The organism is Herbaspirillum robiniae (assembly GCF_002213415.1).
In the GTDB taxonomy this organism is placed as follows: domain Bacteria; phylum Pseudomonadota; class Gammaproteobacteria; order Burkholderiales; family Burkholderiaceae_D; genus Herbaspirillum; species Herbaspirillum robiniae.
In genome coordinates, this window is record NZ_NJGU01000001.1 from 143,696 (window position 1) to 167,610 (window position 23,915).

General features: G+C 67.7%; 21 protein-coding genes. 9 read left to right on the top strand and 12 right to left on the bottom strand.

The annotated features are described in order from the left end of the window. Positions 1-57: 57 nt before the first annotated feature. Both CEJ42_RS00590 and CEJ42_RS00595 read right to left on the bottom strand, forming a co-directional pair. Positions 58-264 (bottom strand): hypothetical protein, encoded by a 207-nt coding sequence (locus CEJ42_RS00590; protein WP_079214926.1) that lies wholly within the window; start codon positions 262-264, stop codon positions 58-60. Positions 265-420: 156 nt separating this feature from the next. Continuing rightward, positions 421-1,266 (bottom strand): lysozyme inhibitor LprI family protein, encoded by an 846-nt coding sequence (locus tag CEJ42_RS00595; RefSeq protein ID WP_088749740.1) that lies wholly within the window; start codon positions 1,264-1,266, stop codon positions 421-423. A gap of 288 nt (positions 1,267-1,554) precedes the next feature. Here CEJ42_RS00595 and CEJ42_RS00600 point away from each other — a divergent pair, with 288 nt between their 5' ends. Both CEJ42_RS00600 and CEJ42_RS00605 read left to right on the top strand, forming a co-directional pair. Beyond that, positions 1,555-3,966, top strand: a complete 2,412-nt coding sequence (locus tag CEJ42_RS00600) for a DNA polymerase II (protein WP_243397779.1) — start codon at positions 1,555-1,557, stop codon at positions 3,964-3,966. Positions 3,967-4,030: 64 nt separating this feature from the next. Next, positions 4,031-4,720, top strand: a complete 690-nt coding sequence (locus CEJ42_RS00605; RefSeq protein ID WP_088749742.1) for an MBL fold metallo-hydrolase — start codon at positions 4,031-4,033, stop codon at positions 4,718-4,720. Positions 4,721-4,945: 225 nt separating this feature from the next. Here CEJ42_RS00605 and CEJ42_RS00610 read toward each other — a convergent pair whose 3' ends face one another. The 3 genes from CEJ42_RS00610 to CEJ42_RS00620 form a co-directional block, all read right to left on the bottom strand. Then, positions 4,946-5,128, bottom strand: coding sequence for a hypothetical protein (locus CEJ42_RS00610; RefSeq protein WP_079214930.1), 183 nt, complete (start codon positions 5,126-5,128; stop codon positions 4,946-4,948). 331 nt (positions 5,129-5,459) lie between these two features. Next, positions 5,460-6,710, bottom strand: a complete 1,251-nt coding sequence (locus CEJ42_RS00615) for a multidrug effflux MFS transporter (RefSeq protein WP_079214931.1) — start codon at positions 6,708-6,710, stop codon at positions 5,460-5,462. 95 nt (positions 6,711-6,805) lie between these two features. Further along, the gene (locus CEJ42_RS00620) at positions 6,806-7,798 is read right to left on the bottom strand and encodes an AraC family transcriptional regulator (protein WP_202818602.1); all 993 of its coding nucleotides are present in this window, start codon (positions 7,796-7,798) and stop codon (positions 6,806-6,808) included. A 156-nt stretch (positions 7,799-7,954) separates the two neighbouring features. Here CEJ42_RS00620 and CEJ42_RS00625 point away from each other — a divergent pair, with 156 nt between their 5' ends. The 4 genes from CEJ42_RS00625 to CEJ42_RS00640 all read left to right on the top strand — a co-directional run bounded on the left by CEJ42_RS00625 (position 7,955) and on the right by CEJ42_RS00640 (position 12,819). Continuing rightward, on the top strand, positions 7,955-9,172 hold the full coding sequence (locus tag CEJ42_RS00625; RefSeq protein ID WP_088749743.1) for an MFS transporter: 1,218 nt from the start codon (positions 7,955-7,957) through the stop codon (positions 9,170-9,172). 26 nt (positions 9,173-9,198) lie between these two features. Then, the gene (locus tag CEJ42_RS00630; RefSeq protein WP_088749744.1) at positions 9,199-10,218 is read left to right on the top strand and encodes an NADP-dependent oxidoreductase; all 1,020 of its coding nucleotides are present in this window, start codon (positions 9,199-9,201) and stop codon (positions 10,216-10,218) included. A gap of 193 nt (positions 10,219-10,411) precedes the next feature. Beyond that, positions 10,412-12,397 carry an AsmA family protein gene (locus tag CEJ42_RS00635; RefSeq protein WP_243397746.1) on the top strand — a complete coding sequence of 662 codons (1,986 nt, stop codon included), beginning with the start codon at positions 10,412-10,414 and terminating at the stop codon, positions 12,395-12,397. Between the two features lie 107 nt (positions 12,398-12,504). After that, entirely contained in the window at positions 12,505-12,819 is a 315-nt protein-coding gene (locus tag CEJ42_RS00640; protein WP_088749745.1) for a hypothetical protein, read from the top strand. A 33-nt stretch (positions 12,820-12,852) separates the two neighbouring features. On the opposite strand, the gene CEJ42_RS00645 is transcribed toward CEJ42_RS00640, so the two are convergent. After that, the gene (locus CEJ42_RS00645) at positions 12,853-14,610 is read right to left on the bottom strand and encodes a diguanylate cyclase domain-containing protein (protein ID WP_088749746.1); all 1,758 of its coding nucleotides are present in this window, start codon (positions 14,608-14,610) and stop codon (positions 12,853-12,855) included. 194 nt (positions 14,611-14,804) lie between these two features. Here CEJ42_RS00645 and CEJ42_RS00650 point away from each other — a divergent pair, with 194 nt between their 5' ends. Beyond that, a complete protein-coding gene (locus CEJ42_RS00650; RefSeq protein ID WP_207760371.1) occupies positions 14,805-15,842 on the top strand; it encodes a PQQ-dependent sugar dehydrogenase in 1,038 nt (345 codons plus the stop codon). Positions 15,843-15,848: 6 nt separating this feature from the next. Here the strand turns inward: CEJ42_RS00650 and CEJ42_RS00655 are convergent, their stop codons facing one another. The 3 genes from CEJ42_RS00655 to CEJ42_RS00665 all read right to left on the bottom strand — a co-directional run bounded on the left by CEJ42_RS00655 (position 15,849) and on the right by CEJ42_RS00665 (position 18,262). Further along, complete coding sequence (locus CEJ42_RS00655; RefSeq protein ID WP_165774362.1) at positions 15,849-16,610, bottom strand: amino acid ABC transporter permease; 762 nt, start codon at positions 16,608-16,610, stop codon at positions 15,849-15,851. Next, a complete protein-coding gene (locus tag CEJ42_RS00660; protein WP_088750186.1) occupies positions 16,610-17,356 on the bottom strand; it encodes an amino acid ABC transporter permease in 747 nt (248 codons plus the stop codon). The genes CEJ42_RS00655 and CEJ42_RS00660 overlap by 1 nt, the downstream gene beginning before the upstream one ends. Before the next feature lie 81 nt (positions 17,357-17,437). Further along, positions 17,438-18,262 (bottom strand): ABC transporter substrate-binding protein, encoded by an 825-nt coding sequence (locus CEJ42_RS00665; protein ID WP_088749747.1) that lies wholly within the window; start codon positions 18,260-18,262, stop codon positions 17,438-17,440. Between the two features lie 282 nt (positions 18,263-18,544). On the opposite strand from CEJ42_RS00665, the gene CEJ42_RS00670 reads away from it, so the two are divergent. Further along, positions 18,545-19,159 (top strand): pyridoxamine 5'-phosphate oxidase family protein, encoded by a 615-nt coding sequence (locus tag CEJ42_RS00670; RefSeq protein WP_079214937.1) that lies wholly within the window; start codon positions 18,545-18,547, stop codon positions 19,157-19,159. Positions 19,160-19,175: 16 nt separating this feature from the next. Here the strand turns inward: CEJ42_RS00670 and CEJ42_RS00675 are convergent, their stop codons facing one another. Both CEJ42_RS00675 and CEJ42_RS00680 read right to left on the bottom strand, forming a co-directional pair. After that, on the bottom strand, positions 19,176-20,516 hold the full coding sequence (locus tag CEJ42_RS00675; RefSeq protein WP_088749748.1) for an LLM class flavin-dependent oxidoreductase: 1,341 nt from the start codon (positions 20,514-20,516) through the stop codon (positions 19,176-19,178). A 49-nt stretch (positions 20,517-20,565) separates the two neighbouring features. Next, entirely contained in the window at positions 20,566-22,008 is a 1,443-nt protein-coding gene (locus CEJ42_RS00680) for an FAD/NAD(P)-binding protein (protein ID WP_165774363.1), read from the bottom strand. Positions 22,009-22,219: 211 nt separating this feature from the next. Between CEJ42_RS00680 and CEJ42_RS00685 the strand changes: the two genes are divergently transcribed. Then, positions 22,220-22,786, top strand: coding sequence for a DUF4865 family protein (locus CEJ42_RS00685; protein WP_088749750.1), 567 nt, complete (start codon positions 22,220-22,222; stop codon positions 22,784-22,786). A 63-nt stretch (positions 22,787-22,849) separates the two neighbouring features. Here CEJ42_RS00685 and CEJ42_RS00690 read toward each other — a convergent pair whose 3' ends face one another. Continuing rightward, positions 22,850-23,893: an ABC transporter substrate-binding protein gene (locus CEJ42_RS00690; protein WP_088749751.1), complete on the bottom strand. Its 1,044-nt coding sequence runs from the start codon at positions 23,891-23,893 to the stop codon at positions 22,850-22,852. Positions 23,894-23,915 lie beyond the last annotated feature (22 nt).

Here is a 23,915-nt window from a genome sequence, read left to right on the forward strand (position 1 = left end):
GGAAACGGGGCAGGGGGCGAAGCAGGGCGGGCGAAGGGAGGAATGCGTGCCGGCGCTTCAGGCCGCCAGGCGGGGCCCGGTACAGCGGCGCGCCGCCGCCAGGATCTCGGCCTGTACGGCTTCTTCCGAGCCAGCCGACAGCGGCAGCGAGCCGCGGGTGATTTCGGTGCGTCCCTTGAGGACGGCGAAGGAGCCTTTCCAGAGGCCGCCGATGTTGTCGGCCAGATAAACCAGCAGGTAACCGTCGAATTCGATCTTCTTCATGTTGTTCTCTCGCCAGCGCAGTGGGGGTCCGGATGCATTGACAGCTGTGCGGAGTATGCGGCGGCGGCGCATGAAAAGATGTCGTCCGCCGCCGCAAGCTCATGTAGGACAACGCGGCGTGGCGGACCAACCCGGGCGGCTGACCCGATGAACGGATCAGCGCACGCGCGACTGCGCCAGCAGGCCGTTGACGGCGTCGTTGACGATGATGGAGGGCAGCGAGTTGCGGTCGTTCCTGACGATGACCATGTCCTTCTCGACGTCGCCGGGCAGCGCCAGCTGGCCGATATAGGCGCAGTCGGCGCTGCAGGTGTAGCGCAGCACGTCGCTGCCGCGATTGACTTCGATGATGTACTGGCCGTTCTCGATGCCGTAGTAGCGCGCCGCGACCAGCTTGCCCCTGGCGCCGCCCTGCGGGTCTTCGTAGAAATATTCGCCCTGGTCGACGCGCACATAGTGCGGCCAGGGAGCCGCGCCGGCCGGCGCGATGCCGGCCACCTGGGAGGCGCTCAGGTTCAGTCGCAGCGGCACGGCGCCGTTGGCCGGCGTGGCCAGCGCGGGGATCACGGCTGCCAGCGCAGGTGCGGGTGCTGGCGTCGGCGCCGCGGACGGCATGACTGCCGCCGCCGGCAGGCTCGCCCTGGTGGCGCGGGCGGGCAGGCTTGCGGCCTGGTCGATCGAGCCCTGCGCCAGCGCCTGGAGTTCGCCTTCCCGGCGTCGGTACCAGTCCAGCAGGCAGGCGCGGTCATGGCAGTTCTGTTCGCGCCAGCGCCATTGCTTGTCCGAGTCGGCGCTGAACGCGCGGCGGTCGGCGGCGCGCAGGCGGGCCTGGCGATAGGCCTTGCCCAGCCTGTCGTCCAGCGCAGAGAGCTCGGGGTCGGCACAGATGGTCTTCTCGTTGGCCGAGCCCGCCCGGGCGCAATCGAAGCTGGCGGCGAACAGGGGCGCGGACGCGATCAGGCATTGCGCAGCCAGTGCTGCGCGCAGGAATGAAGTCTTCATGGCGACGGTCGGGAAAGTTGTACGGGAAGGCCGGATCAGGAAAGGGAGGCGACCGGCGGATGTCGATGGATGGCTGCTGACATGGTCTCCTCCTGTGGTGCGATGATGCGATGGGCTCAAGCATCGCACCGGGCGCGACAACGTAAAACGACAAGAAGAGAGGTCTTTTTGAAAAAATCTTTGCAGGTGAAAAAGCGTGTTCGGAACTCTTTACAATCACGGTCGGCGCGGCGTTCGCCGTCCAAGTAAAATCGCGTCTCTGCGCGGCGATGCGCGCGGATGAGCGAAATGGAAGAGGGTATGCAAGGCGGCGGAAAAGAAGATCAATTGCGCGAAGGCGAGCGACGGGGTTTCATCCTCAGCCGCCACTGGCGCGACACGCCCGCCGGCGTCGAGATCGAGATCTGGCTGGCCACCGACGACGGGCCGCAATGCCTGCGCCTGCCGCCGCAGCAGGCGGTGGCCTTCATCCCGCAGGCCGAACGCGAACGCGCGGCGGCGCTGCTAGGCAACGATGCTTCCTTCGAATTGCGCCCGCTCGACAATCTGAAGGACTTCAGCCAGCGCCCGGTGATGGGCCTGTATGCCTGGCAGTACCGTAAGCTGCTCAAGAAAGAGAAACAGCTGCTGGAGGCCGGCATTCCGGTGTTCGAGGCCGATGTGCGTCCGCCCGAGCGCTACCTGATGGAGCGGTTCATCAACGCCCCGCTGGCGTTCCACGGCACCCCCGGCGCCGACGGTGTGCTCGAAGAGGCGCGCATCCGCCCGATCGAAGGCTACCGGCCGGCGCTGCGGCTGGCTTCGCTGGACATCGAGACCAGCTGGCACGGCGAGCTCTATTCCATCGCCATCGAAGGCTGCGGCCAGCGCACCGTCTACGCGCTGGCGCCGGCCAGCGGCGCGGTCGATGCGGTCGATTTCGCGCTGCATTTCTGCGCCGACCGCAAGGCCCTGATCGAGGCGCTCAACGACTGGATGGCGCGCCACGACCCCGATGCCATCATCGGCTGGAACCTGATCCAGTTCGACCTCAACGTACTGCAAAAACAGGCCGACAAATACAAGACGCCGCTGCGCCTGGGCCGCGCCGGCAAGCCGCTGGAGTGGCGCGAGCACGGCTTCCGGGCCAACCACCTGCTGGTGAGCGCGCCGGGGCGGCTGGTGATCGACGGCATCGAGAGCCTGCGTCAGGCGTTCTGGAATTTCCCGTCCTTCAGCCTGGAAAACGTCGCGCAGTCGCTGCTGGGCGAGGGCAAGGCGATCGCCACGCCTTACCAGCGCATGGACGAGATCGACCGCATGTTCGCCGAGGACCGCGCGGCGCTGGCCACCTACAACCTCAAGGACTGTGAACTGGTCACGCGCATCTTCGCCAGGACCGAGATTCTCGAGTTCCTGCTCGAGCGCGCCGCGGTGACCGGGCTGGCGGCCGACCGCAGCGGCGGTTCGGTGGCCGCCTTCACCCATCTCTACATGCCGCAGATGCACCGCAAGGGCTATGTGGCGCCCAACCTCGGCGACGCCGAGGCGATCGCCAGCCCGGGCGGTTTCGTGATGGATTCGCGCTCGGGGCTGTACGACTCGGTGATCGTGCTGGACTACAAGAGCCTGTATCCGAGCATCATCCGCAGCTTCCTGATCGATCCGGTCGGGCTGGTGGACGGCACGCAGAACGAGCCCGAGCAGGACACCGTCCCCGGCTTCAACGGCGCGCGCTTCTCGCGCCGCAGCCACAGCCTGCCGTCCATCATCGAACAGATCTGGCAGGAGCGGGAGGCCGCCAAGCGGCGCGGCAACAAGCCGCTGCAGCAGGCGCTGAAGATCATCATGAACTCCTTCTACGGGGTGCTGGGCTCGACCGTCTGCCGCTTCTTCGACTCGCGCCTGGCCTCGTCGATCACCCGGCGCGGGCACGAGATCATGCACCGCACCCGCGAGCTGATCGAGGAGCAGGGCTATGAAGTCATCTACGGCGACACCGACTCGACCTTCGTCTGGCTCAAGCGCGCGCACGACGATGAGCAGGCGCGCGCCATCGGCCTGGCGCTGGTGCAGCGGATCAATGCCTGGTGGCGTGACCACCTGCGCGAGCAGTACCGGCTCGACAGCGCCCTGGAGCTGCAGTTCGAGGTGCATTACCAGCGCTTCCTGATGCCCAGCGTGCGCGGCGCCGACGTCGGCAGCAAGAAGCGTTACGCCGGCTACGTGCGCACGCCCGAAGGCGAGGACAAGGTCACCTACAAGGGGCTGGAAACGGTGCGCACCGACTGGACGCCGCTGGCCCAGCAGTTCCAGCAGGAGCTCTACCTGCGCATCTTCCGCAAGGAACCCTACCGCGACTACATCGCCGGCTATGTGGCCGACCTCCTGGGCGGCAAGCTGGACGACCAGCTGGTCTACCGCAAGCGCCTGCGGCGCCAGCTCGATCACTATGAAAAGAACGTGCCGCCGCACGTGCGCGCGGCGCGCGTGGCCGACGAGGTCAACCGCGAAGACGGCCGGCCACTGCAATACCAGCAGGGCGGCTGGATCAACTACGTGATGACCACCGCCGGCCCCGAGCCGCTGGAAAAGCGCAGCGCCGCCATCGATTACGCGCATTACCTGGAGCGCCAGCTGGCGCCGGTGGCCGACGCCATCCTGGCCTTCGTGGGCGACAGCTTCGCTGCCGTCACCTCACCTCAGCAGGAGCTGTTCTGACGGGCCGGAAAGCGTTATGCTGGGCGCTTCCCCAGTCTGTCTCACCGGCGCGCCCGGAGGTCCTATGAATTTCCTGCCCATCCAGCTCTTCGATTCCGAGTCGAGCACCTATACCTACATCCTCGCCGCCGACGGCGAAGCGGTGCTGATCGACCCGGTCGACAAGCATTGCGAGCGCGACCTGGCGCACCTGGAGCGCCTGGGCCTGCGCCTGGCCTATGTGCTGGAGACCCATAATCACGCCGACCACGTCACCTCGGCCGGCCGCCTGCGCCAGCTGACCGGCGCCAAGACCGCCGCGCCCAGCGGCTGCGGCATCGCGCCGGCGGAGGTGCAGCTGAACCACGGCGACGTGCTGCGTTTCGACGCCTCCGAGGAGATCCATGTGATCCACACGCCCGGCCATACCGCCGGCAGCGTCTGCTACCTGTGGCGCGGCAACCTGTTTTCGGGCGACACGCTGCTCATCGACGGCTGCGGCCGCACCGATTTCCAGAGCGGCAGCGCCGAAGCCCTGTACCACAGCGTCACCGAGCGCCTGTTCACGCTGCCGGAGCCGACCATGCTGTGGCCGGCGCACGACTACAAGGGCCGTTCGGTGTCGACCATCGGTTGGGAAAAGCGCAACAACAGCCGCCTGTCGAACCGTTCGCTGGAAGATTTCGTGCAGCTGATGAACAACCTGAACCTGCCGCCGCCGCGCCTGATGGATGTGGCGGTGCCGGCCAACCGCAACCTGGGCCTGCCGCATTGAGGCCGGCAGCGCCGCAGGCAAACAAAAAGGGCCGGACTCGCAAGAATCCGGCCCTTTCAATTGGGCGCCATGTCACGGGGACAGGACTTTCAATGTTTCATTTCATTCAAGATTTTTTGATCGTGAATAAAAGACATGAAACCACGGCGGCCAATTGTCGGTAGAGCAGGCGCCCGAACCGGCCGTGGCCGTCGGCGGTACAGGTCGGGGCGCTGGGATTGCCGCTTAGCCGGCGTGCGAATCGGAGTCGCGCAGGTCGCGCGAGATCGAGACGGTCTTGCTTGCCGAGCCGCTGTAGACGCGGCGCCAGATGTAGTAACCGAATGCCAGCGAACCTGCGACGACGTACAGCGCGTAGAAAGCCAGAGCGTAGGAACCGTAGTGCATCAAAGACTGAAAGACGTTCATTTTTCCCTCGTGTAGGATGGCCAACGTTGATGTGATGGCGCCATCCTATTCCCCACACAGTTGACCGGATATCAGGATTTTTCTGATGTGCCGGTCTGACAACATTCTTCCGGGGTATTTTCCCTCAAAAATATTTCCCGAAAGCGCAAATTTCCAGGCGGTAATTGTGCCCGCTTTGGCCCCTGAAAGCCACCCGTAAACGCCCCGCAAGCCCCGTATTTACGCCATTTATCATGGCGCGGGAGCATTATGTATCGCGCCGGCAACGCCCGGCGAACGCATGCAAAAAAGGCCGCAGAAGCGGCCTTTCCGGGCGCACGCAAGCGGCGCTTCAGCGACGTTCCGCAGCCGCTTCGGCAACCACCGGATGCGCCGCCGGCGCCGGCGTCTTCAGGTGATGCAGCAGCTTGCCGACCATCACGATCACGGTCACGCCGACGATGCAGAAAAACGCCGCCAGCGGCGTCAGGCTGTGGATGGAGACGAAGCCGGCCAGGCCCATCATCGCCGCCGACACCAGCAGCAGCGCAAAACCCAGGATGGCGCTGGTCAGCCCGGCGATATGCGGGAAGATGGAGTTGCCCTTGGCCATCAGCGTCGGGTACATGGCGCCGGCGCAGAACGCCATCACCAGCACCGGCGCGGTCAGCGTCCAGACCGTCAGGCCGATGGCCAGGGCCAGCCCCAGCATGGCGAAGGCGGCGGCGGTCATCACGCGCGCGCCGATGCGCAGGCGCTGCTCGGCCGTGGGCAGGCGCGGATGGTGGATGCGGTTGGAGATCCCGCCCAGGAAATACATCATGCCGATGGCCAGCGCCAGGTAGCCGAAGAAGGTCGGCGGCTGGTGCAGCGTGTTCTGCACCATGAACGGCGCCACGATGTTGAACACCAGGAGGATGCTGTAGCACAGGCCCTGCGCCAGGAAACAGCTCTGGAACACCGGGCTGGAAAGCACCATGCGCGCGTTCTTGAGCAGGGTCTTGGGATGCAGGTGCACCGGCTGCGCCAGCGTCTCGCGGTAGCGCCACAGCACCGCCCACATGCCGAACGAATACACCAGCAGGAACACCAGGCAGGAGCGCCAGCCGAAGGCTTCCTGCAGGTGCGCGCCGATCACCGGCGCGATGATCGGGGCCAGGCCCCAGGCGATGGCCATGTAGGTATAGGCGTGCACCAGCACCATGCCGGTGAAGGAGTCGGTGATGATGGCCTTGGCCAGCAGGTTGGTGGCGGCAATGCCGAAGCCCTGCAGCACCCGCGCGGCGACGAAGGTCTCCAGGTTGGTGGCCGCCAGCGACAGCACGCAGCCGACGGTGAACATGCCCAGTCCCAGCTGCAGGATGCGCTTGCGGCCGTAGGCGTCGGCCAGCGGACCGAACACCAGCTGGCCGAAGGCATAGGCGATCAGGTAGCCGGTCACGCTGGACTGGATGGCCTGCGGCGAGGTCTGGTAGAAGTGCGCCATGGTCGGCAGCGCGGGGACGTAGATGTCGATCGCGAGCTGGCCGGCCGAGGCAAAGGCGCAGATCAGGAACAGCAGGAACCGTGGATGGTTGGGCGGATGCTTGGGGGTGGGGCTCATGGAAAGGGGGACGGCAGGAGCGCAAAGGTGGCTATTGTGCCGATTTGCGGGGATTCCTGCTGGCGACGCCTCAAAACGGCGTCGCCTGCGTACGCTCAGGCCGCACGCGCCTCGCTGGGCGGATGGCCGATGATGCGTTTGAAGGCGCGGCTGAAGGAGGCCTCCGAATCGTAGCCCAGCCGGTTGGCCACCACCGCCACGCGCATGCCTTCGCGCGCGATCCAGTGGCGCGCCTGGAACATCTTCACGCGCGCCACATACTTGGCCGGCGTCTCGCCGACCGTATTGGAGAACTTCTCGATGAAGCTGGAGCGCGAGGCGCCCATCACCTCGGCCAGCTCGGCCACCGACCATTCGCGCTCGGGCTGGTTGTGCACGGCGGCCAGCACCCGGCCGATCTGCGGGCAGCGCACCGCGGCGATCCAGCCGGTGGCGTCGGCGCAGGCGCATTCGACCCAGGCGCGGATGATGCTCGCCGCCAGCACGTCGGCCAGGCGCGCCAGGATGCCGCAGGCGCCGATGCGGTTGAGCGCGATCTCGCGCTCCATCGCCTCCAGCATGGCCAGCACCGCCGGGTCGCGCTGGCCGAGGTCGCAGGCGCGCATGACGTCGGGCATCATCGCCAGCAACGGATGCAGCGGGTCGAGGTTAAAGCGCATCGAGCCGCAGAACAGCACCTGCGACGGCGGCGCGGCCTCGTCGCCGAGCAGGCTGTCGGCGCCGGTGCCGTTGACCAGGTAAAGGTTTTCCGAGACCGGCTTCTTCGCCAGCGCCTCGATATCCACGCAGGGCACATCCGGCGAGCTGGCCAGCACATGGAAGGTGCTGCGCGGCAGCAGCAGGGCGTCGCCCGGATTGAGCTGGATCCAGTCGGTCGATTGCGTGCGCATCCAGCAGCCGCCCTGGGCGACGAAATGGAAGCTGGCCTCCGGCTTGGGATGGAAGGCGATCGCCCACGGCTCGCGCATCACGCAGCGGCCATACTCCACGCCGTCCAGGCGCAGGCCGAGCAGGATTTCGGTGAGGGTGTCGGGCATGTCCGGCACCTTGGGGATATTAGGGATGTTGCGAAAGTCGTTGGCGGTCATGGCCGGCTCCGGTGGCTCACATTCAGGGCGTCGCCCGCAGATTTGGACGAATAGTCATGAGAATAAGCGTTACAGGCATGGAAAGTCCAGGCCTGTCATCCTACACTGCCACAACTCCCCAATTTCGATCATTTTTGATCCTCACAGAGAAACCTCATGCTTGAAGCTTCCACCGCCGGCCCGGCCGGCTCGCAAACCATTTCCCCGGCCGGCGCCCAGCCTGTCCACGCCAACTGGGGCGGCATCGCCAGCCTGGCGCTGGGCGTGTTCGGCCTGGTCACGGCCGAGTTCCTGCCGGCCAGCCTGCTGACCGCCATGTCCACCGACCTCGGCGTGACCGACGGCGCGGCCGGGCAGGCGGTGACGGCCACCGCCATCGTCGGCGCCATCGCCGCGCCGACCATTCCGGTGATCACCCGCAACTTCGACCGCAAGCGCGTGATCATCGCGCTCACGCTGTTGCTGATCGTCTCCAACGCGCTGGCGGTGGCCGCCACCAGCCTGCCGGTGCTGCTGGTGTCGCGCGTCATGCTGGGCGTGGCGCTGGGCGGCTTCTGGTCGATGGCGGCGGCGCTGGCCATGCGCATGGTGCCGGAAAACGTGTTCGCCCGCGCCATGTCGGTGATCCTGGCCGGGGTGTCGATCGCCACCGTGTGCGCGGCGCCCATCGGCGCCTACATGGGCAACCTGTGGGGTTGGCGCAGCGCCTTCGTGGCGGCCGGCGTGGTCAGCGTGATCACGCTGGTCACGCAGGTGTTCGCCATCCCCAAATTGCCGCCCAAGGACAACCCCAGCCTGGCCGTGCTGTTCCATCTGCTGGGCCGCGGCGACGTGCGCGTAGCGCTGCTGGCGGTGCTGCTGGTGATTTCCGGGCACTTCGCGGGCTTCACCTATATCCGTCCGCTGATGGAGCACGTCACGCACTTGTCGGTCTCGGCCATCTCGGCGGTGCTGCTGGGCTACGGCGTGGGCGGCTTCTTCGGCAACTTCGCCGGCGGCTTCATCGCCGAACGCAGCGAGCGCTGGGCCATCGTGGCCGGCGGCGCGCTGATCGCGCTGCTGGCGGCCACGCTGTGGGCCGCGGGCTCCTCGGCCACGGTGGCGGCGGTATCGATTGCGCTGTGGGGCTTCGCCTTCGGCGCCTTCCCGGTCGGTTTCCAGACCTGGATCGTGCGCGCCGCGCCGGACCACGCCGAGGGCGCGGGCGGCCTGCTGGTGGCGGCGTTCCAAGTCGCCATCGCCAGCGGCGCCATCGGCGGCGGCCTGCTGGTGGACCAGGTGGGCGCGCTGGGCGGCACCGTCTTCGCCACCGTCACGCTCACGCTGGGCACCTTGCTGACCCTGCGTTACGGCCCGCGCACGGCCAAGGCCTGAGCGCATCGCATCCGCACGGAGACATCATGACCATCAACCGCAAGATCGTCCTCGCCGCACGTCCGCGCGGCCTGCCGCAGACCAGCGACTTCCGGCTGGAACAAGCGCCGCTCCCGGCCCCGGGACCGGGTGAGCTGCTGCTGCGCACAGAATGGCTCTCGCTCGATCCCTACATGCGCAACCTGATGGAAGAGGTCGGCCCCGGCTATGCCGATCCGGTGGCGCTGGGCGCCGTCATGGTCGGCGGCACCGTCAGCCGCGTGCTGCAGTCGCGCCATGCGCAATACAAGGAGGGCGATCTGGTGGTGGCCGGCGCCGGCTGGCAGGACTACGCGCTGTCCGACGGCAGCGGCCTGCTGCCGGCCGGCGACCTCGCGCAGCCCTCGCTGGCGCTGGGCGGGCTGGGCATGCCGGGTTTCACCGCCTATGTTGGGCTGCTCGACATCGGCGCGCCCCGCACCGGTGAAACGGTCGTGGTGGGCGCCGCCACCGGCGCGGTCGGCGCAGTGGTCGGGCAGATCGCAAGACTGAAGGGCGCGCGCGTGGTCGGCATCGCCGGCGGCCCCGACAAATGCCGCTATGCGGTCGAGCAATTGGGATTCGACGCCTGTCTCGACCACCGTGACCCGCAACTGGCCGACAAGCTGGCCGCCGCCTGCCCGGACGGTATCGACGTCTACTTTGAGAGCGTGGGCGGAGCGGTCTTCGACGCCGTCCATCCGCTGCTCAACCTCAACGCCCGCGTGCCGGTATGCGGCTTCATCGCCCATTACAACGACAAGGCCGCGCCCGGTCCTGACCGGCTGCCGGGCTGGATGGCGACGGTGCTGTCCAGGCGCATCCGCATGCAGGGCTTCATCATCCTCGACCACTACGCCACGCGCTTCGACGCCTTCCGGCGCGACATGGCCGCCTGGGTCGCCGACGGCAGCATCAGGCTGCCCGAAGACGTGGTCCCCGGCCTGGAGAACGCCCCGCAAGCCTTCATCGGTCTGTTGCAGGGCAAGAACCTAGGCAAGCTGGTGGTGCGCGTGAATGCCCCCTGAGTACGTCCTGGGCACCCGCTGAACCCGGCCGGCCGTTAGTCGTTTCCGCAAGGCTTACAGGCGAATTGCCGCTGCGCCTATAGGCGCAGTCGCGCCGCGCCCCGATACTCTTCATGTTGAGCTTGAAGCGTCCGCGCCCCATGCAAATAAATCGCGGACAATGACAACAAGGAGAACCAATACGGAGGCGTGGATGCGAGGTCGGCTGCGGTTGCCGCTGATGGTGCTGGGATGGATGCTGGCCGCGTTGGCGGCGCTGGTGCTGGTTGCGGCCGCGGCCGTGGCCTGGTTCGACTGGAACCTGGCCAAGCCCTGGATCGTGGCGCGGCTGTCGGCGGTGCTGGAACGCCCGGTATGGGTGGAAGGCGATATCGCGCTGGGCTGGAGCCGCGGCCCCGACAGCGAATCCCGCGCTACGCGCCTGCTGCCGCGCCTGCGCCTGACCGCGGGCAAGGTGGCCGTGGGCAACGCCGCCTGGGCCCGCAGCGGCCCCTTGCTGGCCAGCGTCGATGCAATCGACGTCAGCTTTTCGCCGCTGCCGCTGCTGCGCAAGCACTGGCTGATCACCGACCTGCGTCTGAGCGGCGCCGTGGTGGTAATGGAGCGCGACTCCGACCGGCGCAAGAACTGGCGCTTCTCGCAAAGCGAAGAGCCGGCCTGGAGCTACGACATCCACCGCCTTGAGTTCGACCGCGCCCGGCTGCGCTATGTGGACCTGCCGCTGGACATGGACCTGGCCTTCGACATTTCCCCGCTGCCCGGCACCCCGCAAGGCGTACTCAAGAACGACACCCCGGACCTGGCCATCTCGGCTCGGCTGTCCGGCCGTTACAAGGAGGCCGAGGTAAAGGCGGCCGGGCAGGGCGGCGCCTTGCTGGATCTGCTCAACGACGGCGCGCTGTATCCGCTGCGCGCCGAAGGGCAGGTCGGCCGCGTGCATGCGGCCATCGACGGCACCCTGAGCAATCCGCACCGGCTGGCGCGCGCCGATCTCAAGCTGAGCCTGGACGGCGCCACGCTGGCCGACCTCTATCCCGCCACCGGCGTGCTGCTGCCGCAATCCCAACCGTTCAGGACGCAAGGCCAGCTCGCCATCATCCGTGAAGGCGGCAAGCCGGCGCTGTGGGACTGGCGCTACCAGCGCTTCACCGGAACGGTGGGGCAAAGCGATTTCGCCGGCGACGCGCAGTACCTGCTGGGCCAGGGCCAGCCGCGGCTGCGCACCACGGTGCGCTCGCGGCTGATGCGCATGGCCGATATCGTCCCCGCCAACGACAGCGCGAAGGGCGAACGCAAGCGTGCCGACAAGCTGCTGCCCGCGCACGCCTTCGAGCCCGGTCGCTGGGGCGCGCTGGACGCGGAGATCAGTTTTTCCGGCGAGCAGTTCGCGCTGCTGCCCAAGCTGGTCTGGCAAGACCCCGCCGCCGAGATCCGGCTCAAGGACAAGGTGCTCAGCTTCGATCCCCTGCGCTTCTCGATGGCCGGCGGCAAGGCGGAGGGATCGCTGGTGCTGGACGGCCGGCAGGACAAGATCCGCTCCCGGCTGCGGCTCGATGCCCAGGGCCTGCAGGTGAAACGGCTGTTCCCGGAGCTGGCCGCGATGCAAGCCAGCTTTGGCCGCATCAACGGCAGCGCCGAGCTCAGCGGCGCCGGCAACTCGATCGCCGACATGCTCGGCACGGCCGACGGCAAGCTGCAGGCCGAAGTCAGCGAAGGTTCGATCAGCCAGTTCATCCTGGAGGCGGCCGGCCTGAACCTGGCCGATGCCGTGTTCGCCCGTTTCTACAAGGACAAGCAGGTGCGCCTGCATTGCGCCGTCGCCGACGTGCGGATCGCGGGCGGCCAGGCCGACATGAAACGGTTTGCGGTCAATACCGAAGACGCGCTGATCGAGGTCGGCGGCCGCGTCGACCTGGCGCGCGAGGCGCTGGACCTGGTCATCCGCCCGCACACCAAGCGGCTGCGCGTGCTGTCGCTGCGTTCGCCGCTGACGGTCAAGGGCAGCTTCAGCCATCCGCTGATCGGCGCCGAAAGCGGCCCGCTGGCGGCCAGGGCAGGCGCCGCCGCCGCGCTGGCGCTGGTCGCGCCGCTGGCGGCGGTGGTGCCGCTGATCACACCCGGCGAAGACATCCCCGACGATTGCCGGCCACCCGCGGCTGTGGGAACGCCGGCCCGCTGACAAGGCTGACAGCGGATCCCCACGCGGTCGCAGGCGTCCCGCCGATATGGCTCTGCACTGGGGCGGCGTAGGCTCAAGGCATCGCAACCAGACAGAGGAGCACATCCATGGCCAAGCACAACGAACACGGCGGCCAAGGCCCGCGCGCCGGCCATTTGCCCGAGGCCGAGGTGGACCGGCTGCTGCAGGAGGATCCCGCCTCCGCCGACGACGTCGATGCGCTCGACGAAGTGACCCAGCTGCGCCGGCGCGAGGAGCGCAACGCCCCGGAGTCGCTCGATGAGGAAAGCATCGGCCTGGAGCACATCAGCGGCATCGATGAGGAGGAGGTTGCCAGGGAGCTCAACCTCGACGGCGGGGAAGACGCCGATGAGGACACCTACGGCAATACCGTGAAGCCGGACAAGGACCTGACGCCGTGATGCCGTCATGCCGTGCGCATGCGGGGCTGCACGTCAGCGCCTTTCCCCGGTGCGCCCGGCCGCCTTGTCCTCATACATCCCCTGGTCGGCCAGCTTGATCAGCGTCTCGACATCCTTGCCGTCCCGCGGATAGAAGGCCACGCCCAGCGAGGCGCCGACCGTCATCGCCTGCGCGCCGTCGACCTCCTGCAGGCACCGCAGCGGCGGCGCCAGGACCTGGTCGATCTTCTTTCGCACCTTGTCGGCGAACTCCCGCGTGGCGATGCCCCAGAACACCAGCACGAACTCGTCGCCGCCAAAGCGCGCCACCACGTCGTCCTCACGCACGATGCTGCGCAGGCGCTGGCCGACCTCGATCAGCGTCAGGTCGCCGTATTCATGCCCCAGCGTGTCGTTGATGGCCTTGAAACGGTTGAGGTCGATGAACATGACGGTGAACTGCGAAAACAGTTCGTCCGAGCGGCGGCCGCGCTTGTTGACGGCGGCGTCCAGATAGCGCAGCAGCGCCGCGCGGCTGGTGACGCCGGTGAGCTTGTCGGTATTGAGCTCGCTTTGCATCTGCATGAAGCTGCGCGCCAGCTGGCCGATCTCGTCGCGCCGTTCTATCTTCAGGCCCACGTTCATGTGACCCCGGCCGATCTGCGCTGCCGCGCGCGACAGGCGGCGCACGTCGCGCACCACCCAGCGCACCACACTCAACCCCAGCAGCAGCGCCAGCACGACGGTGACGACCACGATCACCACGGTCCAGCGCACGTTGCGGTCCAGGGTGTCGAGGAAGTCTCCGCGCGGCACCGCCACCACCGTGATCCAGGACAGCCCGGCGCTGTCGCGCACCCATGAATAGGCGGCGTAGACCATCTCGTCTTCCGGGCCCCGGAAGGTGAAGGTGCGGCGCGTGCCGCCCATCACTTCCTCTTCGGCCAGTTGTTTCTGCAGCCTGGCGTAGGTGCTGCGCACGATGGGATTGTCGCTGTCGGCGGCGCGCAGGCGGCCAAGCTGGCCGGCCTGGTCGACGTGCGTGCTGCTGCCGTCGGAGGACGCGATCAGGTTGCCGTTGGCCTCCATGATGAAGGCGATGCCGCGCGGGCTCACGTGCAGCCCGCCGACGAAATCGTTGAGGGCCTTGAGCGAGACGTCGACCGCCACCACGCCGTCGAACTCGCCGTTGGTCGCGTAGACGCGACGCGAACGGGTGGCGACCAGGTCCTTGTCCCAGTAGTTGATGTAGATGTCGCTCCAGGCCTCATGGTCCACACTCACGCCGGCGATATACCAGGGGCGCACGCGCGGGTCGAAGTCGGCCTCGTCGTTCTTCGCCATGCCCAGCGGGCCGCGTATGCTTTCGATGCGGTAGGCGCTGCGGTAATTGTGGGTCGCCAGCTTGACGCGCAGCTCGCCGTCGTCGCGGCCGTGGCGGAACAGCCCGACGAAGTCGCCGTGGCGGTTGCCGTAGAAGACGTAGTTGCTCAGGTCCGGATGCATCGAGGTGGCGCTCCAGAAGCGCGAGCGGATGGCGTCGAGGTCGGTGTTGAGGTCCATCGCCGCCGGCAGGTCGTGCGGGAAGGCCGATTCCAGCACCTCCGAGGCGCCGTCGATATGCCGCTGCACGGTCAGCGCGACGCGGTCGGCGGTCTGGTTCAGCATCTGCTCGGCCACCGAGATCACCGCCTGGCGACCGGCGAAATAGGAGAGAAAGCCGATCAGCAGCGACAGCGCGATGATCAGCACCACGAAAGGCAGCACCAGCACCTTCGCCAGCGAGGAGGATGAACGGATAATCGGGATCATGGCGCGTTTCGCTTGTATCTTTTGAATGTTGTTTTGGCAAGACGGGAGGGCGCGATGGCGGCGGCGCTCCTGCGGATGTTATCGGCAGCATCGGGCGCAAAATGAAATGCCGCCAGAACAAATCGGCGCGATGGCGCTCGAATCCGCTGCGCCGGCCGGCTGCCGGCCAAGGTCGTCCTGAAAGGAGATTGCACATGTTGAAGAAGCTGGCCTTAATGGCCTTAACGGGCCTCTGCGCTGCGGCATTGGGCGGCGCGTTCGTCCAGGCCGCGCAGGCGGCCGATCCGGCGCCGCAGGTCGTGGCCAGCGGGCTCAAGGCGCCCTGGTCGATCGCCTTCTCGGGAGACACGCCGCTGGTCAGCGAACGGGGCACGGCGCGCATCCTGGCGCTGCGGCCCGACGGCAGCGCCGCGCCGGTTGCCACGATCGCCGGCGTCGACGGCAGGGGCGAGGGCGGCTTGCTGGGGATTGCGGTGCACGGGGGCTATCTCTACGCCTATTTCACCGCCGGCGATGAAAACCGCATCGAGCGCTTCAGGGTCGAGGGGCGGGGCAGTGACCTCAGGCTCGGCCCGCCGCAGAAGATCTTCGGCGGCATCCCCTCGGCCAGCTATCACAACGGCGGCAGGATCGCCTTCGGCCCGGACGACATGCTCTACGCGAGCACCGGCGACGCCGGCCAGCGCAGCCGCGCGCAGGACCTCAATTCGCTGGGCGGAAAGATCCTGCGCATGACGCCGGAGGGCAAGCCGCCCAGGGACAATCCCTTTGCCGGCTCCTATGTCTACAGCTACGGCCACCGCAATGTCCAGGGGCTGGCCTGGGCCGCCGACGGCAAGCTGTACGCGTCCGAATTCGGCGAGAACACCTGGGACGAACTGAACCTGATCCGCCCCGGCGGCAACTATGGCTGGCCGGAGGTGGAGGGCAAGGGCGGCGGCGACAAGTTCATCGATCCGCTGCAGCAGTGGCCGACCGCGCAAGCCAGCCCCAGCGGCATCGCCATCCATGGCGGCAGCATCTATATCGCCAGCCTGCGCGGCCAGCGCCTGCGCAAGGTGGCGTTGTCGGCGCCGGCCACGGCGACCGAACTCTACGTCGGGCAATACGGACGCCTGCGCGACGTGGCGCTGGCGCCTGACGGCAGGCTCTGGATCCTCACCAACAACACCGACGGCCGCGGCCAGCCCAGACCGGGCGACGACCGCATCCTGGCCGTGTCGGCCCCGTAGCGCCTGCTATTCGGCAAAGCGGCCGGCGGCGCGGCTTACGTCATGGCGCGCCGCCGGCTGTTCCCGCAGCGCGCCGCGCGCGGTGATGCGGGCCGGCTCGAAATATCGCCCCACCCACAGGGCCAGTTGCTCCAGCCCCGAACACATCAGGAAATACAGCACGCCCACGAACAGGAAGACTTCCGCCGGATGCACCATCAGCCGGCTGTTGACCTGGGCCGCGACGAAGGAGAGTTCGCCCACGCCGACGATGTAGGCCAGCGAACTGTCCTTGACCAGCGTGACCCACTGGTTGACGAAGGACGGCAGCATGATCTGCAGCGCCTGCGGCAGGATGAGGTGGCGCAGCACCGCCGACGCCGGCAGGCCCAGCGACAGGCCGGCCTCCCATTGACCGCGACCGATCCCGGCGATGCCGGCGGCCACCGAATGGGCCAGGTAGGCGCCGCTGATCAGCGACAGCGCCGCCATCACCGACAGCACGCCCGGCACGTCGACGCCGAAGGCGATCGGCAGCAGGAAGTAGGTCCAGAAGATCAGCATCAGCACCGGTATGGCGCGCAGAAAACCCAGCGCCAGCCACAGCAGCCGGTGCCAGGCGCCGCTGCCCACGGCCAGCAGGATGCCCAGCCCCAGTCCCAGGATCGCCGAGAGCACCGCCGAGCCCGCGCTCAGCGCCAGCGTGAGCGCGGCGCCGCCGAGCGGTCCGTCGGGGTAGTTGCCCCACAACAGGTAGGGCAGGTTGTCCATCAGCACGGAGAGATCCATCAGGCTCTCCCCTGGCGTCGCTTGCGCGCGTTCAGGTGCAGGTGGCCGGCGCTTTCGATCGCCGCGATGGCGGCGATGTAGAGCAGCGTGGCCACGCCGAAGGCCTGGAAGGCGAGGAAGGTCTCCGACTCCACCTGGCGCGAGGTATAGGACAGCTCGGCCAGGCCGATGCCCATGGTCAGCGAGGTGTTCTTGAGGATGTTCATGTATTGGCCCAGCAGCGAGGGCAGCGCCAGGCGGATCGCCTGCGGCAGCACCACATGCCGCAGCACCTGCCGGCGCGTCATGCCGATGGCCGCGCCGGCCAGCGCCTGGCCGGCCGCCACGCCGCGGATGCCGGAGCGGATCTCTTCGCTCACGTAGGCGGTGGAATAGAACACCAGCCCGCACAGCGCGGCCAGGAACTCGAACGAGGGCCAGTTCAGCGCCAGCGGGCCGAACAGGCGCAGGCTGTGGTCGGCATTGAGCCAGTCCATGGTCCCTTCGGGGAAGAAGCTGGGCAGGCCGAAATACCAGAACAGCAGCTGCACCAGCAGCGGCGTGTTGCGAAACAGCGAGGTGTAGGCGATGGCGGGCGCGCGCAGCAGCCGGATTTCACTGGAGCGGGCGGCGGCCAGCAGCATGCCCAGCAGCGTGGCAAGGAGGGCCGCGGTCGCGGCCAGCCACAGCGTGGTCAGGAAACCCTGCCACATCCAGTGCAGGTACTTGGGCGCCAGCACGGGGCCGGCAAGAAGAGGGGAAAACATGGCGATGAAGGCGAAGGGCAAAACGCCGGCGGCCGACAGCCGACAAGATGCCGGCCGCCGGATCCGTCCGTTGGGAAACGCTTATTTCTGGCTCAGCCTGGTGTCGCCGATCTTGAACAGGCGCGGCAGCGGCTGGGCGCTCTGCGGGCCGAACCACTTGTCGTAGATCTGCTGGGCGGTGCCGTTCTTCTCCAGCTCGCGCAACCAGTCGTTGAGGTAGCCCACCAGGCGGGTCTCGCCCTTGGGCACGCCCACGCCTTCATATTCTTCGGAGATGGCGAACGGCGGGATCTCGTATTTGTCCTTGTCCGGCAGCGTGGCCAGGATCGCGGTCAGCTTGGTGCCGTCCTGGCTGAAGGCCTGGATATTGCCGTTGCGCAGGGCGGCCAGGCCCAGCGGCGTGTCGTCGTACAGCACCACCTTGGTGTCGGGATACTTGTCGCGCAGCGTGGTCTCCATGGTGGTGCCCTTGTCGGTGCCTACGCGCACCTTCCGGATGTCGTCGGCGCCCTTGAGCACGCCTTTCTTGGCCAGGAACTGCTGGCCGGAGGCGATGTAGGGGATGCTGAAGTCGATCACCTTGGCGCGGTCTTCGGTGATGGTGAAGTTGGCGAACACCAGGTCGACCTTGTTGGCGGTCAGCAGCGGGATGCGGTTGGCCGGATTGGTCGGCACGATCTCGACCTTCACGCCCAGTTTCTTGCCCAGCTCGTTGGCGTAGTCGATGTCCAGGCCGACGATCTTCTTGCTGGCGCCGTCGACATAGCCGAACGGCGGGTTGCCGTCGAAGGCGGCCACGCGCAGTACGCCGGCCTTTTTGATGTCGTCCAGCTTGTCGGCGTGGGCGGCGCCGGATACCAGCGCCAGCGCCAGGAACAGCGGGGTGAATGAAGCATGCAGTTTCATGGGATTTTTCCTTGTTGTTGTGAAGTTCGGCACGCGGCGAGCGCATCGCACCCGGGTCTCGTGGCGGCCCGGGGCGCTGCGTCTGCGCTGCGATCTGGCGCATGGCATGCACCAAATGGGAGCGAGTATAGGAATCGCGGCGAAGATGCGGAACGACTATTTCCGGCTTTGAATATGCAGAAATCGGCGAAGGGAAAGCCCGGCGCGACGGCTATACTTTGCGCTTCATCCAAGGCGCAATCCGCACCGCGACCGCCAGGCAAGAGAAGGGAGAGAAGCGACATGAGCCACGACATCACCACGCTGGAACAGCTCGAAGCCTTGTACGGCCAGCCCACCGAACGCGCGCTGCGCAAGGAGATCGACCATCTCAACGAGGACTACCAGGCCTTCGTGCGGGCCTCGCCCTTCGTGGTGCTGGCCTCGGCCGGCGCCCAGGGGCTGGACTGCTCGCCCAAGGGCGACCCGGCCGGGTTCGTGCAGATCCTCGACCAGCGGACCCTGGCCGTGCCCGACCGGCCCGGCAACAACCGCGTCGACAACCTGCGCAACATCATCGGTGATCCGCGCGTGTCGCTGCTGTTCATCATTCCCGGGGTGGGCGAGACGCTGCGCGTGAACGGCAGGGCGGTCATCTCCGCCGATCCGGCCCTGCTGGCGCGCTTCGAGACGCGCGGCAAGCTGCCGCGCAGCGTGATCGTGGTGACGGTGGAGGCCGCGTACTTCCACTGCTCGAAATCCATCGTGCGCTCCGCGCTGTGGGACCCGGCCGCCCAGGTCGAGCGCGCCAGCCTGCCCACGCCGGGCGCCATGCATCATCGCCTGAGCGGCGGCAGCTTCGACGGCGAAGCCTACGACCGCGAGCTGCCGCAGCGCACGCAGGCCACGTTGTACTGAACGATTTTTTGCCGCTTCACCGGGCGGCCGGGTGGGACGGGCGGCGCAGGCCGAGGTGCTCGCGCAGCGTGCTGCCCTGATATTCGCTGCGGAACAGGCCGCGCCGGCGCAACTCCGGCAGCACCAGTTCGATGAAGTCGCGCAGCCCGGCCGGGTGGGCCGGCGACATGATGTTGAATCCATCGGCGCCGCCGTCGCGGAACCAGCTCTCCAGCAGGTCGGCGATGTCGGCGGGCGCGCCCACCACCTGCTGGTGGCCGCGCGCGCCGGCGATGCGCAGGTAGGTCTCGCGGATCGACAGGCCTTCGCGCCGGGCCAGGTCCACCATCAGCTGCTGGCGGCTCTTGGCGCCGTTGGTGGGCGGCAGTTCCGGCAGCGGGCCGTCGACCGGGAAGGGCGAGAGGTCGAAACTGACCATCTGCGACAGCAGGCCGACGCCGACCACCGTGGGAATGAGCTCCTGCAGGGCGCGGAACTTCTCCTGCGCCTCGGCCCGGGTGGGCGCCACCACCGGGAAGATGCCGGGCATGATCCGTATCTCGTCCGGTGCGCGGCCATAGGCGGCGGCGCGATGCTTGATGTCGGCGTAGAAGCTGCGCGCCTCGTCGAAGGTCTGGTGCGCCACGAACACCACCTCGGCGGTGCGGGCGGCCAGGTCGCGCCCGGCGTCGGATGCGCCGGCCTGCACGATCACCGGCCGGCCCTGCGGCGAACGCGCGACGTTGAGCGGGCCGCGCACCGCAAAGTGCTTGCCCTTGTGGTTCAGCACATGCAGCTTCTCCGGCTGGAAGTACTGGCCGCTCTCCTTGTCGCGCACGAAAGCATCGTCCTCCCAGCTGTCCCACAGGCCGGTCACGACCTGGTGGAATTCGGCCGCGCGCTCATAACGCAGCGCGTGGTCGAGGTGTTTGACCAGGTTGAAGTTCTCGGCCTCGCCGTCACCGCTGGAGGTCACCAGGTTCCAGCCGGCGCGCCCGCCGCTGATCTGGTCCAGCGAGGCGAACTTGCGGGCGATGTTGTAAGGCTCGTTGAAGGACGTGGAGGCGGTGGCGATCAGGCCGATCTTGGCGGTCACCGCCGCCAGCGCCGAGAGCAGGGTCAGCGGCTCGAACTGGTCCGAGCGCGCGGTGCGCGAGAGCGAGGCGATGTCGCGGTTGCGCACGCCGACCGAGTCGGAGATGAAGATGGCGTCAAACTTGGCGGCCTCGGCCTGGCGCGCGAGCTCGACGTAATGCGCGAAATTGCTGCCGGCGTCGGCCTGGGCGCCGGGATGGCGCCAGCCGGCGATGTGGTGGCCGGTCTGCATCAGGAATGCGCCCAGCGCAAGCTGCTTGCCAGGGGAGTGGGGTACGGTCATGGATACGGCCTTCTGTCGCAGGAATTGCAGAAATTGCAGGTTGACGGGGCTACAGGGTCTCGACGGCTTGCAGCGTGACCGCCAGCGCCAGCGCGGTATTGCCGGCGCCGGCGACCTGCTCGGCGATGGAGTTGGACTCCCACACCGCGCCGCGCAAGGGATGGCCGACGGCGAACAGGCTGCCGGGCTGGCTGACACCTGGGGCCAGCACCGCGCCGGTGGCCGGGTCGGCGTCGATGCCGAAACCGGTCGCATGCGGGCGCACCAGCTTGCGCGCGAGCAGGTTGCGCACCAGCGGATCGTCGATGCGCAGCCAGTCGAACTCGTAACCGGCGGCGTTGGCCACCCGGTCCACCAGCAGGGTGCGCACGCCATCCTCGCCGCGCGGGCTCCAGTCCACCGCGACCTTGTCGCCGGCCGGACGCAGCGCGCGGATGCGGCCGGCCAGCCGGTTCAGCCGGCCTTCGGCGAGGAGCCGGTCGAGCTGCTTGCCCGACTCCGGGCCGGCGCGGTGCAGCGAGATTTCCCAGAACGGGCGGATGTGACGCAGGAATCGCTTGCGGTCGGCGTTGCTGGCCTTGTCCCACAGCGCCGGCACATGCGGACGGATGGCCGGCGGCAGCTGCTGCCAGTCGGCGCCGGCCGCCTTCACCGCGCGGCGCGCCGCGCGCGTGGCCTGCAGCAGGCCGCGCAGCGTATCGGGCAGGCGCTTGCCGTCCAGCACGTCCGGCCACGGCGCGAGCTGGCGACGCGGCTGTACCAGCAATCCGCGCCGCGACAGCGCATGGAAGCGTCCGCCAAAGCCGGCGCGCTGGGCGTTGAAGGCGGCGTCCAGCGCGGTCAGGCTGGAGCCGATGATGAGGATGTCCTGCTCGTGGCGCACGTCCTTCCAGGCATGCGCGTTCCAGACATCGTCGATATAGCGCCGGCCCAGCGCGGCGCGCTGCGCGGGGGACAGGAAGCTCTCGCCGGCGTTGCGAAACAGGCCCAGCGCCAGCACCACGCGGCTCGCCGCCAGCCGGCGACCATCTTCCAGCGTGATGTCGTAACCGTGGCCGGCGGTATGCAGGTCGAGCGCGCGCCCGTGGACGTACTCGACGCTGGCGGCGGGGCCGGCGTCGCGCAGCGCTTGCGCCAGTTCTTCCTGCACGTAGCTGCCATACACCCGGCGCGGTGGAAAGGCTTCGGCGAAATCCACGCCCGGCGGCGGCGTCCAGCCGTGGCGCGCCGCGTTGGCGGCCAGCCATTCGGTGAGATGCGCGGGCCGCTCGGGATACAGTCCGAACAGTTGCGCCGGTCCGTTGACGATGTGTTCGTCGTTGTCGGTGCTGTAGGCGATGCCGCGGCCGACTTCGGCGCGGCTCTCGATGATGCGGATGGACAGCGGCGCCTGGCCGCCCTCGGCGGCGACGGCGCGCAACAGCTTGATGGCGGTCACCGCGCCGGCGAAGCCGCCGCCAATGATGGCAAGGTCTGAGATCTGTTCTGGCATGTGAGTAGGGAAGTGCGCAAATGATGGGGGCATGTCCGAGCATAAGACAGGCCGGGCGCGCGTGTTGCGTTGTTTTCTTCTGTGCTTATGCGCTTTTCAACCATGAGAAAAACTGATCGCAGAAATATGGATTCGCGCCTGTGCGGCTTGGCGCGCAAGCGCTAACTTGGTCTTCCCGACTACCACGAAATACCAGGAAAGAGCCGCCGCCATGCTGATCGCCCATTACGAACATCGCCTTCCCGCCGACTACGACCTCGGCATCATCCGCAATCGCGCCGCGCAACGCGGCAAGCTCTGGGACGACACGCCCGGGCTCTTTTTCAAGGCTTTCCTGCTGCGCGAGCCGGGGCGCTTCGGCGCCGCTGCCGGCAGCTACTCGTCGCTTTACCTGTGGCAAAGCCAGCAGGCGTTTGTCGGGTTCGTCTCGACGCGCTTTCGCTCCGTTACCGACAGCTTCGGCCGGCCGCAGATCCAGACCCACTTCGCGCTGGATGCGCGCCGCGGGCAAGGCAGCGTAGCGCGGCTCGCCTATCGTCAGGATATCGACATTCCGCGCGACGCCGACCTGGCCGACGTCCTGGCCTCCGAGGCTGCGCACAACGAGCGCGCAGCAGGACAGCCCGCCGTCGTCGCCGCGGCGGTCGGGGTCGACGTCGAGCGGTGGCGGCTGACGCGCGTGCTGTTGTCGGAGGGGGAACTGGCGGCCGGGCCCGGCGCCGTGGCCTATCAGGTGCTGTACCTGGCGCAGCCGCTGCTGGGTGAGCTGCCGCGCTGAGCGGGCTGCAACGGACATGGCCCGGTTGCCCGGGCCATGACGGCAAACACAGTGGCCACGGGCTCAGCTGCCGCCGGCGCCTTGCGCTTCGTCGAAGAAGTAGTCTTTCCACGAGGCCGGACGATGCTTGATCGCACCCACGTCGGCCAGGAAAGAGGCCAGCTTGAAGGTATTCTGCGGCTGCAGCGTGTACTGCACGTCCGGCAGCGAGATGATCTCCTGCACGAAGGACACCGGCAACTTGGAGTTCTCCAGCCTGACGTAGATCGCGGCGGCCTCGCCCTTGTTGCCCTGGACGAAGCGCAATGCCTCCGCCAGCGCGCGGCGCAGCGCGGTGAAGGTCTTGGGGTTCTCCTTCTGCCAGCGCTCGGGCGCCCAGAGGATGTTCAGCGTGGCCGGCCCGCCCAGGATTTCATAGGAGCTGGTGATCTTGCGGATGGCCGGATCCTTCAGCTCCTGGAACTGGAACGGCGGACTGGCGAAGTGGGCATTGACCTCGGTCTTGCCCGACAGCAGCGCGGCCGCGGCTTCGCTGTGCGGGAGGCTGACGGTGAGCTCGTCGAAGTGGGTGAACTTGTCCTTGCCGTCTTTGCCGGCGGCCGCGATCTGCAGCAGGCGCGCATGCAGCGAAATGGTGGTGGCCGGCAGCGCGATGCGGTCGCCCGGGCCGAAGTCGCCCAGTGTCTTGATCGCCGGATTGCGCGTGAGCAGATAGGTCGGCAGCGAACCCAGCGCGGCGATGGCCTTGATGTTCTGCTTGCCGTAGGTGCGGTCCCACACGGTCAGCAGTGGCGGCAGGCCGGTCGAGGCCACGTCCAGCGTGTTGGAGAGGATGGCGTCGTTGATGGCCGCCCCGCCCGACAACTGCTTCCATTCGACGTTGGCCTGCACACCCTCCTGGGCGGCATACTTCTCGATCAGCTTCTGCTCGCGCACCACGTGCAGCAGGATGTCGCCGACGTCATATTGATAGGCGATGCGGATCTGGCCCTCGGCATGGGCCGCGCCCCCGGCCAGCAAGCCTGCGGAGGCGGCCAGGGCGGCCAGCCGCGCGCGCCAGCGCCCGGATTTCGGTGGCGATTGATGGAAGCGGACTTGCGCCTGCATGGATAACCCTCCCTTGGTGGTG

Coding starts and splice junctions, on each gene's coding strand:
- CEJ42_RS00635 (WP_243397746.1), top strand. CDS start 10,412: ATGCGAGGTCGGCTGCGGTTGCCGCTGATGGTGCTGGGATGGATGCTG.
- CEJ42_RS00660 (WP_088750186.1), bottom strand. CDS start 17,356: ATGTTTTCCCCTCTTCTTGCCGGCCCCGTGCTGGCGCCCAAGTACCTG.
- CEJ42_RS00665 (WP_088749747.1), bottom strand. CDS start 18,262: ATGAAACTGCATGCTTCATTCACCCCGCTGTTCCTGGCGCTGGCGCTG.
- CEJ42_RS00595 (WP_088749740.1), bottom strand. CDS start 1,266: ATGAAGACTTCATTCCTGCGCGCAGCACTGGCTGCGCAATGCCTGATC.
- CEJ42_RS00605 (WP_088749742.1), top strand. CDS start 4,031: ATGAATTTCCTGCCCATCCAGCTCTTCGATTCCGAGTCGAGCACCTAT.
- CEJ42_RS00640 (WP_088749745.1), top strand. CDS start 12,505: ATGGCCAAGCACAACGAACACGGCGGCCAAGGCCCGCGCGCCGGCCAT.
- CEJ42_RS00645 (WP_088749746.1), bottom strand. CDS start 14,610: ATGATCCCGATTATCCGTTCATCCTCCTCGCTGGCGAAGGTGCTGGTG.
- CEJ42_RS00670 (WP_079214937.1), top strand. CDS start 18,545: ATGAGCCACGACATCACCACGCTGGAACAGCTCGAAGCCTTGTACGGC.
- CEJ42_RS00620 (WP_202818602.1), bottom strand. CDS start 7,798: ATGACCGCCAACGACTTTCGCAACATCCCTAATATCCCCAAGGTGCCG.
- CEJ42_RS00675 (WP_088749748.1), bottom strand. CDS start 20,516: ATGACCGTACCCCACTCCCCTGGCAAGCAGCTTGCGCTGGGCGCATTC.
- CEJ42_RS00630 (WP_088749744.1), top strand. CDS start 9,199: ATGACCATCAACCGCAAGATCGTCCTCGCCGCACGTCCGCGCGGCCTG.
- CEJ42_RS00680 (WP_165774363.1), bottom strand. CDS start 22,008: ATGCCAGAACAGATCTCAGACCTTGCCATCATTGGCGGCGGCTTCGCC.
- CEJ42_RS00610 (WP_079214930.1), bottom strand. CDS start 5,128: ATGAACGTCTTTCAGTCTTTGATGCACTACGGTTCCTACGCTCTGGCT.
- CEJ42_RS00615 (WP_079214931.1), bottom strand. CDS start 6,710: ATGAGCCCCACCCCCAAGCATCCGCCCAACCATCCACGGTTCCTGCTG.
- CEJ42_RS00650 (WP_207760371.1), top strand. CDS start 14,805: ATGTTGAAGAAGCTGGCCTTAATGGCCTTAACGGGCCTCTGCGCTGCG.
- CEJ42_RS00690 (WP_088749751.1), bottom strand. CDS start 23,893: ATGCAGGCGCAAGTCCGCTTCCATCAATCGCCACCGAAATCCGGGCGC.
- CEJ42_RS00590 (WP_079214926.1), bottom strand. CDS start 264: ATGAAGAAGATCGAATTCGACGGTTACCTGCTGGTTTATCTGGCCGAC.
- CEJ42_RS00625 (WP_088749743.1), top strand. CDS start 7,955: ATGCTTGAAGCTTCCACCGCCGGCCCGGCCGGCTCGCAAACCATTTCC.
- CEJ42_RS00655 (WP_165774362.1), bottom strand. CDS start 16,610: ATGGATCTCTCCGTGCTGATGGACAACCTGCCCTACCTGTTGTGGGGC.
- CEJ42_RS00685 (WP_088749750.1), top strand. CDS start 22,220: ATGCTGATCGCCCATTACGAACATCGCCTTCCCGCCGACTACGACCTC.
- CEJ42_RS00600 (WP_243397779.1), top strand. CDS start 1,555: ATGGAAGAGGGTATGCAAGGCGGCGGAAAAGAAGATCAATTGCGCGAA.